The sequence below is a fragment of the Sporosarcina sp. Marseille-Q4063 genome (genome assembly GCF_018309085.1).
In the GTDB taxonomy this organism is placed as follows: domain Bacteria; phylum Bacillota; class Bacilli; order Bacillales_A; family Planococcaceae; genus Sporosarcina.
The window spans coordinates 1,066,071-1,078,482 of sequence record NZ_CP070502.1 but is presented as its reverse complement, the minus strand read 5'-3'; the positions used below and the strand labels follow the sequence as shown (position 1 = coordinate 1,078,482).

The following is a 12,412-nucleotide window of genomic DNA, read 5'->3' as shown; positions in this document are numbered from 1 at the left end:
GGTGAAAGTTTTAGATGTTGCAAGTTTGAAAGAAGGTATTCATGCAACGCTTCAAGAAATAGAAAAGGTACAAAGCCAATTATCTAGCGTCCAGAGAAGTGTTCGAGATATTATCGCGTTAGACCAATATTTAAAAGGACAAACGGGTGAAGCCATTCGTTCATTTTACAAACAAATTCACGAACCTTTTCTTATTTTCATTCACCAATCATTAACCGACTACGCTGAGAAACTACAAGATATTGAACAAGCAATCAAGTCATATGAGCCAGATGAAAATGGGCTGATTCGCCAGGAATTTCTTGATTATCATGTCAAGCGGGGATTGGACCGTACGGAAGACATAGCTAATGACTTGGTCGGCCAGGCGAACAGTGAAATTGCCAGCATATCTGATTTAGTGTCACTACCGCGTCTGGATATGAGCGAACTGAGTTTTGTTGTTCACAAAGGCAGGCAACAGACAAGACAAATTGTTGATCAGCTGCATGAGCTGGATCACACGCAAATAAAAAACTTGGCTGAAGTAAAAGGAAAATTAGATGTGATGAAGCAATATACAAGTGAAATGACACGCACGTTTAATCAAGGCGGTCAGGAACTGAACTCATTTGGCCTTCCGTCTATATTCTACTTGCCGACTCTACCTACTATCTTGAAAAGCATTAACGGGGAGCAGCCTGTAGCTGCTGAAGAGGTAAAAGAAGATAATTTCTTCGTGAAAGGTTTAAAAGCTACGGGGAATTCTATAAAAGGAGCCGGCATAGGTCTTTTCGATGTAGTAAAAGATACTGCTGTCGGACTTTATGATACCGTAACAGATCCAATAGGAACTGTAGAATCGTTATATCATTCCGTTACCCATCCTGTCGAGACTTATAAGTATATTGAAAAAGCGATAGTCGATTCGTATGAACGAGATATGATTAATGGCGATGCAGAAAGCCGTTCGCGTTGGGTTGCCTATGCGCTTGGTACAACTGTAACAGCTGTTGTGGGGACAAAAGGTGCTGGAACGATTACTAAGGCGGGTGTGGCAACGACTAAATCGGCTGTGCAGAAAAGTGTAACAACAGCACAGAATGTAGTGCAATCCCCGCGATTGGCGCAGCTACTTCCTTATGGGCCACATATGCAAGTATCGACACCAGGGGGATTGCCCTTTAATGTAATAAATGGACCGGTTAAAAGAGATCAATTGATTTCGATGGCGAAGGTGAGTGAAACTAAGGGTACAGGTTATGGTAATGAATTAAAATTGGAAGCTTACACTAAAGTAGTATTAGAGACTAAACCGATGAATTCTCCAATACCTGAAAAGTGGGTTAAAAAGGGTGGAAAGATCTCTATTGCTGATAATGGTACTTGGACTTATATTAACAAGGCTGGAGATTCAGTAAGTTATCCAAATGGATATCCTGACTTCTCGGCATATGTGCATCCAATAATTAAACCAGTAATAATAAAAGTTGCAAGACCGAAAAATCCGCAAGCTGACTTTAAAGCTGCTAATGAGGCTGCTGGTTTAAATAAAAATTCAATTCCACCAGTTCCTAAACTAAACCAACCGCCAAAAGGATATACTTGGCATCATCATGAGGACGGGAAGACAATGATGTTAGTTAGAAAAGATATACATCGTGATTTTAGACATATTGGTGGTCAATCGATTGTTAATGGTAAAAAATAAGGTGAAGAAAGGTGATTTAATATGACAATAATAAACAGCGATAATGAGAAGGTGTCCATCGCGAATATAAAAACATTTGAAAAAAAGTATAATGTGAATTTACCAGAAGAATATATAGTTTTTCTGCTTGAACATAATGGCGGGGATGTAGATCCGAATGTTTTCAGCATTTCTGATGAACATGGGGAAAGTGCATTAAATATTTTATATGGACTTGATGCGGTCTCTGAGTTTGATGATTTATCAAATGTGTTTGATTCTCTAGATGGTGAGTTGCCACAAGGATTGCTATCGATTGGTGATGACTCAGGGGGAAATCAGATTTGCATTGGAGTATCCGGAAAATATGTTAATAAAGTCTATATATGGATGCATGATGTTGAGGAAGATGGGCATATGACTAATGTATTTTTTCTGTCCGATAACTTTAATGAGTTTCTTGATAGCTTGTATGAAGTTGAGTAAAGTTCATCTGCGAAGGTGAATGATTTATAGCCACCCATCGGCGTTGCATAGAATCTAGTGTAAACAATAAAGGAAACTGGTCCTCTATGAATCAGGCCGTTGTTATCGGAAAGTTTAATAAAATCGACTTTGCAGTCTAGGTTGCAATCAAATGACTTCGGTGTTGTACCGATGTCATTTTTTTAGTATCAATCATTTACGTGTTGTACTGTAATATTTCATGTGCTGATTCATCATTTGTTGTGGTGCCTCCTAAGAATACATTTCATCTATAAAATGCTTAGAGAAAGATTTCATTGCCGCGTTAACTAGCAGATGCCTCGACGTTACAACGGATAAAATAAGTTTATACTTAAAGCTCAACGCTGCGTGTACTGTATGATCAATGGGTACGCAGAAAGCTGTTCTCATTGGGTTGACAAAAGGTGCTAGAACGATTACCAAGACATGTGTGGTAACGACTAAATCGGGTGTGGAAAAATCGTAACAACAGCACAGAATGCGATGTATGCCAGTAAAGGTGTTGGAAGAAAGTGTTCCACATCCTGCTCCAAGTGATTTAATTTTTTGGATTGAAGAAGATTTATCACCAGAAAGAGTCGTCGAGAATGCCTTGGCGTATAAAGCAGAGAAATAAAATTATTATATTGATTTAAGCAGGGAACCTTGAATAGCTAAATGCCATTCAAGTTTTTTAAACGAAAATTGAATTGGTAAGCCTTAGGTTGAAATAAGTAATGCATTGGGGGAGTTGCCATGGATAAGAAAGCTATTCGTATTCTTGAAGAGTTGCTTTATCAAGCAGAAAAAGACGATGTAATCAGGGAATTAAGTACTATTGATAATCCTTTAATACTCCATTTTTTTGCAGCAAATTATAATTGGAATAATGGCTTTGATATACCAAACGCGCTTCTTGAAAATGAGAAATGTGATTTAGGAACTGGATTATTACTGTTTCATGATGCAGATGGATATCGAATGTTAGAAACACCAGAGGAAGTTTTAGCTTCTTCATTAGAAGAATGGAAGGATTTTTTATGCAACCTTTATAATAGACTTAAAAATGCAGAATTTACATCACGAAGTATTTCATACAATCCCGAATTAACGAAAATTCAAAAATTCAAGTTGAAAAAAGGTAACCCGAAAACTCCAGACATTCTAATGGATCAATCCCCGGGCGAAGCAGTGGATATCCCTAAAATATAGTGTTTAGCATAAAGGATTGGCAACGCCTTTCAATTTTTTTTGTGAAGTATCAAATAATAAAAATAGCGCTGAGCAAACATGTTAAATCAGTTGCTAGGGGGATATATATGGCGAGAATTTTTGGTTCACATGATAATCTTTCGTTAAAACAACTAGAAAAGTTTGAAAGTGAAAATGATGTTAAGTTAACGGAATTGTATAAGGAATTTTTTCTGAAATGGAACGGTAGAAAAGTAAAACCTAGTGTATTTATGATATCTGATGAACAAGGACCAAGCGTATTAAGTGTTTTTTATGGAATTGGTGATATGTATGATAATTTAACGGATTTTATAGATATCATGGATGAGAGGTTACCCGCAGGTTTTATTCCAATTGCAGATGACCCGTCGGGAAACGTTATATGCTTGGGAACAAAGGGTCCTTATTACGAAAGGATTTATTTTTGGGATCATGAACTAGAACCAGTGGATTTTGATGATATGAGCAATATGTACTTTTTAGCAAATGATATTGATGAATTCATAAAGAGTTTATACGAAGACAATGCTGAATAAACCTGTACGTTGGGGGTGCAAAGTGGTATGAATAAATTTGAAGATAGATTTAGTGAATTGCAGGCAGATATGATAGCCATTTGTATGGAATATGTTGAAGATAAGGCCGATAAAGTATATGTGTATGGATCATGTGAAGAAGGCATGATATCGAGCAGTTTCTTTTATTTAATTAATAATAGATATTTAGAGTCTCATAAGGTGAATGATGCATTGGAGAATGGAGACGAACGATATGATGTGTCTACAGAACGGCAGTTAATGGTATTAAGAATCATCAATGATGATATCGAAAAAATCGCAGAATTATGCAAGGAGTGCGATAGAGATATGCCTACAGAGTTGAAATTAATATATGAAGTTAAGAGCGGCAGGTTCCATGCTGAATACAAGTATGACTTAGTACACACAAATGAGGATATAAAAACGGCGAGTGATTTTGCCGATGAGTGGTTTGAAGAGATAAAAGGTATTTAAAAAGAGGGAGAATAAATATGCCCCAGTGGAAAGACTTGCTGATAGAAGTAGAGAAAATTGAAGTTAAATACGGAAGTTCACTTAAAAAACCGGCATTAGGTACAGAAATAATAAAAATGATCGAGACTATTCAGGATAACTTGGGACATATTGTATTACCCGAGTCATATATTGAATTTCTCAAGAAAATTAATGGATTAGATTTTAATGGATTAGTCATCTACGGTGTTGATGGAGTTCATGGGTTTATTGAGACCAACGAGATTTGGTATGAAAATGATTGGCAAAAGAAATATGTGTTTTTTGGCGATTCCGATACTGCATGGTATTGTTTTGATTTAAAAGTAGGTGTTTACGTAGATCTTGATAAACCTTCAGGGACTGTAATTCAGTCATTTGAGAGTTTCGACTTTATGTTGAAAGAAGCTCTTGAAAAAATTCTGTTGTAATTCAATTCTTATATTGGCGTGACTTAGTTTATTCAAACCAAATACAGCATTATTAAAAAGTAACCTTGTATTGGCTAAATGCCTTGCAAGGTTTTCTTTTTTGGGTATTATGCTTCGCACAGTGTCGCCTTAATTCCCCGTAAAATCACTTCGGGGTTTTTCAGGATGAAATATGTAGTATAATGGGTGGATTCCAAGTCTTATAAATATATAACGCTATTAGAGAAGTAAGAAATGAATAAAGGGGTAATTTTAATGAACTTTCTAAGCAGTTTGTAGAGGAGTGAAGAACCATGGAAAGTTACATCGTTATGCAAGGACGTACCTACCATGATGAGAAAGAATTAGGTGTCCTCTGGTCATTGCAACGAGATAGTGTGGGCAATGTCCACCATTTCTGGGAACGCATGAAAGAAGTAGCGGAAGGCGATCGCATCTTTCATTATGTAAGAGGAGATATTGTCGCAATTAGTGTAGCAAAATCAGGATACAGAGAAGCATATAAGCCCTCCGAAATTCCACTTCCAGGCATTGAAGATGCTAAGGGGTACTTAGTGGAGGTCGACTATTATGAACTCGATCAGCCGTTAACGATTGAAGATTATTTTGATGAAATCCTTCCGCTATTGCCTATAAAGTATTCCGCATTTCAAGAGAATGCCAATGGTAATCAAGGCTATCTTTATCCATGCAACGAAGAACTGACCATTAAACTGGTAGAGTTGATTGCGGGCTTGAACATTTATGAAATCGATGAAGAACAATTGGAATTCGTGATGGGCACCGTGCAGAAGACGGAACATGATTTCCTCATCCCGCTTCTCGCTGAAACTGAATCAGAAACGAAAACTAAATTACGACTAGGGCATCAGAGGTTCAGAAATGAACTGTTGCCACTATGGCATGGTAAATGTGCGCTTTGTGACATCGAGTTGCCAGAACTGCTTCAAGCAAGCTACGCAAAACCATGGAAAGACTGTACGAACAATGAACGTATCGATCCAAACAATGGTATTCTTCTTTGTCGTAATCATGATGCGCTTTACCGTAACGGCCTTATTGCATTTGACGGAACAGGTAAAATCCATATTTCATCTAGAATCCCTGAAGTGGATTACGATAAGTATGGACTTCAAATGAAGATGAGCGTGAACAGAACTGAGAAGAACAAGCCATATCTGAAGTGGCATAAGAAGCATATGTTTAAAGAGTGAATTCACGTAACTGTGCAACAAGGAGACCTACAAAAGATGAATCAATTAAAGTCAGTTTTGGAGAATTCTATACAACTTCCAAATGGAACTATTATTAAAAATCGAATCTTTAAATCTGCCATGAGTGAAGCGTTGGGAACTACCAATCAAAATCCAAGTCAGTCATTGGTTACTTTATATAAAACCTGGGCTGATGGGGGTGCTGGTCTTGTCATGACAGGAAACGTTATGATAGATCGAAATGCTCTGGGTGAGCCGAATAACGTTGCAGTAGAAAATGAACGTGATTTAGAGATGTTAATGAAATGGGCGAAGGCTGGAACTGAAAATGGAACTCACCTTTGGATGCAGCTTAATCATCCAGGAAAGCAATCACCCAAAATGATTTCAAAAAAGCCTGTAGCACCAAGTGCTGTTCCTCTATCAGGAGGATTAAAGCGTTTCTTTAACCAACCGCGCGCTCTTCAGGTGTCTGAAATTGAAGATTTGATTGTACGGTTTGGTGAAGCGGCAAGAATTGCTAAAAAAGCAGGCTTTACAGGTGTTCAAATCCATGCAGCACACGGATATCTTTTCAACCAATTTTTATCCCCTTACCACAATCAACGTACAGATGAATGGGGAGGGACCTTAGCGAATCGAATGAAATTTTTGGAAGAAACGTATCATGAAATTCGAAAACAAGTCGGAGCTTCATTTCCAATCGGTATTAAACTGAACTCTGCTGATTTTCAAAAGGGTGGATTCACTGAAGATGAATCCATGGAAGTTATTCACAGAATGTCCGAAATAGGGATTGATCTCATTGAAATATCTGGGGGAAATTACGAGAATCCGATCATGATGGGGACAGATGTAAAAGAAACAACAAAAAAACGAGAAGCGTATTTTATAGACTATGCAAAAAAGGCTTCTCAGAAATTAATCTCTACACCATTAGTAGTTACAGGCGGTTTTCGTTCTCAAAAAGGGATGGAAGAAGCTGTTGCGAACGGAGAAATTGATATGGTTGGAATAGCAAGACCTTTTGCCTTAGTTCCGGACTTGGCGGATAGAATTTTTAATGGCAATTATGAAACCGTTCAAGCAAAATCCATCAAAACGGGGATTAAATTAATAGATAAAAATGCTTCCTTGTTAGAAATTGGTTGGTATGAACAGCAGTTGGCGAGGATTGGAAAGTCTAAATCTCCAAACCCTAATCATAACGTTTGGATATCTTTACTACAAAATCTTCTAGGAAATGGGCGTAGCGTATTTTTAAGAAGGAGAGCATAATTTTGGGTACCTGTGTCACAAACAATCATGATTCTTTGTGACACAGGTACCTTTATAAATAATAAATTATTATTCTAATCCTAAATGTTCACGCAAGGTATGACCGTCATATTTTTTTCTGAAAATATCTCTTTTTTGCATTTCAGGAACAATTAATTCGACAAAGTCTTCTAAACTACCGGGTAATGTAGGCGGCATAAGATTAAATCCATCGGCCACACCAGCTTCAAACCAGATCTCCATCTGATCCACAATTTCAACGGGTGTACCTATCAGCGTGTGATGTCCACCGCCTGCATTAAGATATCCCAATAATTCTCTTACTGTAGGTTGAGTATCATTAATAATTTCTAGTATCGTTTCGTAACGTCCAACTGGACCCGTAAATTCTTCTACTGGGGGTAATTGAGGTACTTTTTTGTCAATTTCCCAATTAGAACAATCTTGTTGAATAAAGAAACTCAACTGTTTTAAAGCTGTTTCAATAGGTAACTGCTCATCCAATGCCGCTTTTTTAGCTAAAGCTTCTTCATGAGTATGACCTACATAGGTTACTAAGCCCGGAAATACTTTAATATGTCTATTGCTGTCTTCATATTTTTTAACTTGTCCATCCAACTTTTCGCGAAACATTTTTGCTTGGTTTAAGTTCCACGATACTGAATAGACTGCATCGGCATATTTTGCGGCTAATGCAATGCCTTGTTTAGATGCCCCCGCTTGCATTGCTACTGGTTTGCCTTGCGGGCTTTTTGGCGTAGTGGATGGGCCATCCACTTTAAAAAAGGTGCCATCGTGATTAAAAGGCTGAATGTTTGAAGGATTGATCAATTTTCTTTCTGCTCGATGATGTAGAAACTCATTACTGTCCCATGACAGAAATAACTTATTCATTAAAGCAGCGAATTCATCTGCCTTCTCATAGCGTTTGTCATGAGGAGGTAGTTCTACCATACTATGATTTAAGGCTTCTAAATCAGTCATTGACGTGACGAGATTCCAACCAACACGTCCATTTGTAATATGGTCTAGACTTAATAGTTGTCGTGAAGCTGTGAAAGGATTAGAAAAAGTACTTGAAATTGTTGAAACTAATCCCACATGATTTGTCACTTGAGAAATAGCTGTTAAATTGACTATTGGATCAAACCAAAATGCGGGCATATCACTAGCATATTTAGCTGGAAATGATTGATTATCAGCAAAGAATACTGCGTCAAAGTAACCTTTTTCCGCTAACTGTGCTAAAGATTGGTAATAAGAAATATCCCCAATACGTTCAACGCTTGAGTCAGGCATTAACCAAGCAGCTTGATGATGTCCACATCCATACAGCAAAACACCTAAGTGTAGTTGTTTTTCTTTAGTTTTTGTCATTCATTACACCTCAGAATACATCATTTTTAACTATCTTGTATACTCCGTTTTTTGAAAGATTATGTATTGTAATTTAAGCTATTAGTTCATTGTCAAACCGCCATCCACTGTGATATTTTGACCTGTAATACCGTCCGCATTTTCCGAGGATAAATAAGCGACCATATTGGCTACATCTTGAGGTGTCGTCACCTTCTTCAATGGCGTTGATTGAGCAATTAAATCGAATACTTCTGGTGTTGTAACGGCACTGGCGTTAGTCGTTTTTAATAATCCACCAGAAACTACATTCGCTTTTATACCATATCGTCCTAATTCGGATGCGATATTACGTGTAAAACCTATTAATCCGGCTTTAGCTGTTGTGTATTCGTGGTAGGGTACAACTGGATTTTGATATAAATTAGTACCTATACTTATAATACTTCCATTTTCTTGTTCGATAAATTGGGGTATGACACTTTGAACTATATTAAATGCTGCTTTTAAAGTACCATCTAGTTGTTTTTGATAGTCATCCCAAGTGAGTTCTGTGAAGGATTTCTGTTTGTTTGGATCAAATTTGAAGTCTACTAATGCATTGTTGACGACAACATCTATTTGACCAAAATATTCTGTTGCTTTTTTTATCATTTCATCTACTTCACTACGATTTGTTACATCAGCTCGAATTGCAATCGCATTCTCTTCACCAATCTCAGAAACGAGCTTCTCAGCGGCATCTTTGCTTTTATAGTAGTTGATAATCACTTTAAAGCCTTGATGTGCCAAAGTCTTTACAATAGATGCACCTAAACCTCTACTACTACCTGTTACTAATACTGTTCTACTCATCATAACCACTCCTTATTTTTAGTTTTGAAGAAACTTAAATAATAAAACGATTGATAAAATAAAAAAATACGCAACCTCTCCACAGGAAAGTTGCGTAAAAACAAATAACTACATATTAAAAATAAGGCAAAGTAACCCTTTAAGTATGTAATATAGTTTACACTTTCCTACGCTAGTATTAACTAGTTCAGGTTCAAAGGGTTTGAGTAAATACTCATCTCAGTTAAATAACACCCCTAGTGAATATATTTAAGTTATGTCCAATGTATAGTTTTTAGAAGTTTATGTCAAGTAATCCAAGACACTATTCAATAAATTCACTACAATTGTAGTCGAATGCTTTATATGATTAAGATGAGGACCAAAAAGTGATGCTGATGTATAATAACGAATGTTTGATGATAGATACCTTCCAATGAAGGAATATCTGGTATTATTGAAATGAGTTGAAGAAATGAAGAAGCCATCGATAAAAGACGTTGCCAGAAGCGGGGGTATCAGATACAACAGTTTCACGATGTTTAAATGGTTCACTTTGTTATGTCAAAACTGATCACTATAAAAAAGAGATGGAGAATAATCTTCAGCAATCCTTAGGAAGAGCAAAAGATAAGTTGAAAAGAGGGTAATCAAAACCATGGACCAGATAAAAAATCCCCGTATAAAATTAGCAAGTCAATTGAATTACCGGGAGTATGAAGATATAAAAAGCCTTATGGAGTACTGTGTTAAAAACGATAATATAACACTTAAGCTAGAGCTTGATTATAAACTTATAGATAAGAGTAAAAATCTTAATAAAATCAATGAATTTATGTTTTATGATGGTGGTACGCTTATTGGATATATAGGTATATGTCAATTTGGCGGGGAAACGTTAGAAGTCAATGGTATGGTTCATCCTGAGTATAGGAGAATGGGAGTCTTTAGCAGGTTATTCTCTTTAGTGAAAGAAGAGTGGGACAAAAGGAGTTCACGGGATATGTATTTACTGAGTGATCATCAATCCCTTCCCGGTCTTGAATTTATAAAGCGGACGGGCGCTTACTATGATAACTCGGAATATGAAATGTTTTTGAAAGGCGATTCAATAAACAGCACAGATTTAAACGAATTGAGACTTAGGAAAGCAACCAATAAAGATGTAAATGAAATTGCAAGACAAAATGCCGTCTATTTTGATGTAGACCCCGAGAAAGGAGATCTAATACTCCCGGAGGAAGAAGCAAACCGCGGGGTAGATATTTATATTGCAGAATTTGAAGGCGCTGTTATTGGGAAGGTCCATTTGGAAGTGAGTAATGGTATAGGTGGTATTTATGGGTTGGGAGTCCTTCCGAAATATCGAAGCAGGGGTTATGGCAGGGAGATATTAATTAAATCAGTGGAGTTGCTAAAGGCAAAGCAAATGAATGAAATCATGCTGCAAGTTGCCGTGAAAAACAAAAATGCTTTGAGACTTTATAAATCCTGTGGTTTTGAGGTGACTTCTACAATGGACTATTACAGGCTAAGCAAAGATGTAAAATAGGATACCGTAGTGTGTATAAATGTCATGCTAGTTGTAGTAATTCGAATGATATTAATTAGAACTGTATTAAACAAATGGACCGTTTTCAAGAAGAAAGGAGTTTTGAAGTGAAAAAAATCGATGCTTTAAAAGCTGGAGTTGCTGTAATTATTTTGAACCAAGAGAATCAAGTTTTATTGCAAAAAAGAGCTGATGTGGGCTTGTGGGGAATCCCTTCAGGACATGTGGAAATTGGTGAAACAGTGTCAGAGGCAGCCATGAGAGAAGTGAAAGAAGAGACGAATTTAGATATAAGAATTGAAAAGCTGATTGGTATTTATTCCGATCCTGATTCACAAGTTTTCAATTATCCGAATGGCAAAGTAGTTCACTTTATAACGACTTGTTTTCTTGCTGAAATTACAGGCGGGGAACTTAAATGTAATTCAGATGAATCGCTTGAAATTAAATTTTTTAGTCAGGACAACTTGCCAGATGATTTGTTAACAATGCACCCTCAATGGTTAGAAGATGCTCTCTCAAAAAAGGAGGCGGCATTTATTCGCTGATCGATGGGGCTGCCTAAAGGCTTGCGAGCAGAGGTTTGTTAATTCTATTATAAGAAATTCAACGGAGAGTGATTTAAGATGGAACCTAAATGGCTTGAATGGGCAAAACAATTACAATCTATTGCACAGGCGGGCTTAACCTATTCAAGAAATAAATTTGACATTGAAAGATTTGAAGTGATAAGGAATATTAGTGTTGAAATGCTATCGCAACAAACAGAAATGGACAAAACTGTTATAAGAGAATTATTTGCTAATGAAACTGGTTACGCTACTCCCAAGGTTGATGTTAGAGCAGTTGTTTTTAAAGATAATAAAGTTTTAATGGTTAAAGAAGATGTTGACAATGTTTGGGCTTTACCAGGGGGATGGGGTGATATTGGTTTGTCTCCGAGTGAGGTTGCGGTAAATGAGGTTCAAGAAGAATCGGGGTTTGAAGTGAAGGCGACTAAATTGATAGGTGTAATGGATAAAAAATTTCATTCCCACCCATCGTCTGCCTATCACGTTTATAAATTATTTATTCAATGTGAAATCGTTGGCGGGAAACCAGAAACGGGCATAGAAACGAGTGCAGTTGATTTCTTTGCTGAAAACGAATTACCTCCCTTATCAGTAGCAAGAAACACAGAATCGCAAATACAATTGGCTTTTAAACATTTACATAATCCGCATCAGCCAGTATACCTTGATTAAATTAATAAAACTAAGGTTAACTGTCCGCAATCGGGCGCGATTCCTTACTAAAAATCTGCGCCCATTTAGAGTAGTGGAGATGAG

14 protein-coding genes and 1 riboswitch are annotated in these 12,412 nt (G+C 36.9%); of the genes, 12 read left to right on the top strand and 2 right to left on the bottom strand.

Going from position 1 to position 12,412, the window contains the following annotated elements:
- The first annotated feature begins 1 nt into the window (after nucleotide 1).
- The 9 genes from JSQ81_RS05525 (at nucleotide 2) to JSQ81_RS05490 (ending at nucleotide 7,342) form a co-directional block, all read left to right on the top strand.
- Entirely contained in the window at nucleotides 2-1,690 is a 1,689-nt protein-coding gene (locus JSQ81_RS05525) for a T7SS effector LXG polymorphic toxin (RefSeq protein WP_212606716.1), read from the top strand.
- 21 nt (nucleotides 1,691-1,711) lie between these two features.
- Nucleotides 1,712-2,155, top strand: coding sequence for an SMI1/KNR4 family protein (locus tag JSQ81_RS05520; RefSeq protein ID WP_212606715.1), 444 nt, complete (start codon nucleotides 1,712-1,714; stop codon nucleotides 2,153-2,155).
- A gap of 508 nt (nucleotides 2,156-2,663) precedes the next feature.
- Nucleotides 2,664-2,792, top strand: a complete 129-nt coding sequence (locus JSQ81_RS20110) for a bacteriocin immunity protein (RefSeq protein ID WP_256437739.1) — start codon at nucleotides 2,664-2,666, stop codon at nucleotides 2,790-2,792.
- A gap of 119 nt (nucleotides 2,793-2,911) precedes the next feature.
- Nucleotides 2,912-3,367 (top strand): DUF4274 domain-containing protein, encoded by a 456-nt coding sequence (locus JSQ81_RS05515; protein WP_212606714.1) that lies wholly within the window; start codon nucleotides 2,912-2,914, stop codon nucleotides 3,365-3,367.
- A gap of 107 nt (nucleotides 3,368-3,474) precedes the next feature.
- Complete coding sequence (locus JSQ81_RS05510; protein WP_212606713.1) at nucleotides 3,475-3,924, top strand: SMI1/KNR4 family protein; 450 nt, start codon at nucleotides 3,475-3,477, stop codon at nucleotides 3,922-3,924.
- A 27-nt stretch (nucleotides 3,925-3,951) separates the two neighbouring features.
- Nucleotides 3,952-4,401, top strand: a complete 450-nt coding sequence (locus JSQ81_RS05505; RefSeq protein ID WP_212606712.1) for an immunity protein YezG family protein — start codon at nucleotides 3,952-3,954, stop codon at nucleotides 4,399-4,401.
- Nucleotides 4,402-4,418: 17 nt separating this feature from the next.
- Nucleotides 4,419-4,850, top strand: a complete 432-nt coding sequence (locus JSQ81_RS05500) for a YrhA family protein (RefSeq protein WP_212606711.1) — start codon at nucleotides 4,419-4,421, stop codon at nucleotides 4,848-4,850.
- Between the two features lie 293 nt (nucleotides 4,851-5,143).
- Nucleotides 5,144-6,064 (top strand): HNH endonuclease, encoded by a 921-nt coding sequence (locus JSQ81_RS05495; protein ID WP_212606710.1) that lies wholly within the window; start codon nucleotides 5,144-5,146, stop codon nucleotides 6,062-6,064.
- Between the two features lie 36 nt (nucleotides 6,065-6,100).
- The gene (locus JSQ81_RS05490) at nucleotides 6,101-7,342 is read left to right on the top strand and encodes an NADH:flavin oxidoreductase/NADH oxidase family protein (RefSeq protein WP_212606709.1); all 1,242 of its coding nucleotides are present in this window, start codon (nucleotides 6,101-6,103) and stop codon (nucleotides 7,340-7,342) included.
- 69 nt (nucleotides 7,343-7,411) lie between these two features.
- On the opposite strand, the gene JSQ81_RS05485 is transcribed toward JSQ81_RS05490, so the two are convergent.
- Both JSQ81_RS05485 and JSQ81_RS05480 read right to left on the bottom strand, forming a co-directional pair.
- Nucleotides 7,412-8,719: an LLM class flavin-dependent oxidoreductase gene (locus JSQ81_RS05485; RefSeq protein WP_212606708.1), complete on the bottom strand. Its 1,308-nt coding sequence runs from the start codon at nucleotides 8,717-8,719 to the stop codon at nucleotides 7,412-7,414.
- Between the two features lie 81 nt (nucleotides 8,720-8,800).
- Nucleotides 8,801-9,553, bottom strand: a complete 753-nt coding sequence (locus tag JSQ81_RS05480; RefSeq protein ID WP_212606707.1) for a 3-oxoacyl-ACP reductase — start codon at nucleotides 9,551-9,553, stop codon at nucleotides 8,801-8,803.
- Between the two features lie 147 nt (nucleotides 9,554-9,700).
- Nucleotides 9,701-9,801, bottom strand: a riboswitch (TPP riboswitch).
- Between the two features lie 389 nt (nucleotides 9,802-10,190).
- Here JSQ81_RS05480 and JSQ81_RS05470 point away from each other — a divergent pair.
- The 3 genes from JSQ81_RS05470 to JSQ81_RS05460 all read left to right on the top strand — a co-directional run bounded on the left by JSQ81_RS05470 (nucleotide 10,191) and on the right by JSQ81_RS05460 (nucleotide 12,328).
- Nucleotides 10,191-11,084 carry a GNAT family N-acetyltransferase gene (locus JSQ81_RS05470; RefSeq protein ID WP_212606705.1) on the top strand — a complete coding sequence of 298 codons (894 nt, stop codon included), beginning with the start codon at nucleotides 10,191-10,193 and terminating at the stop codon, nucleotides 11,082-11,084.
- Nucleotides 11,085-11,191: 107 nt separating this feature from the next.
- Nucleotides 11,192-11,632, top strand: a complete 441-nt coding sequence (locus tag JSQ81_RS05465; RefSeq protein WP_212606704.1) for an NUDIX domain-containing protein — start codon at nucleotides 11,192-11,194, stop codon at nucleotides 11,630-11,632.
- A 78-nt stretch (nucleotides 11,633-11,710) separates the two neighbouring features.
- Nucleotides 11,711-12,328, top strand: coding sequence for an NUDIX hydrolase (locus JSQ81_RS05460; protein ID WP_212606703.1), 618 nt, complete (start codon nucleotides 11,711-11,713; stop codon nucleotides 12,326-12,328).
- Nucleotides 12,329-12,412: the final 84 nt, after the last annotated feature.